The organism is Bradyrhizobium sp. MI1.11 (genome assembly GCF_055811255.1).
This window is the reverse complement of record NZ_JBVVPM010000264.1, coordinates 1-201: the sequence shown is the minus strand read 5'-3', so window position 1 is coordinate 201 and position 201 is coordinate 1. Positions and strand designations below refer to the sequence as shown.

Genomic DNA, 201 nt, shown 5'->3' with positions numbered 1-201 from the left:
CGTTCCATGATGTTGCGCGCCTTGTGGATCTGGCAGCGCTGGATCGCAGCGGCCGAACCGAAGGTGCGGCGGATCGCCTTCGACAACGCTTTCGCGCCGTCGGCGATGAACAGTCTTGGTACCGTCGGGTCGAGCCCGCGCGAGACCAGGTTGTCCAGCAGGGCCTGAACCGTTGCGGCATTCTCGGTCGCCCCTTCCACC

Annotated in this window: 1 protein-coding gene; it reads right to left on the bottom strand. The window is 65.7% G+C overall.

Translation table 11 applies throughout. The features are described from left to right. Window positions 1-201: transposase (locus tag AC0L30_RS43300; RefSeq protein WP_473406826.1), on the bottom strand; the 201-nt coding region annotated here is incomplete at both ends.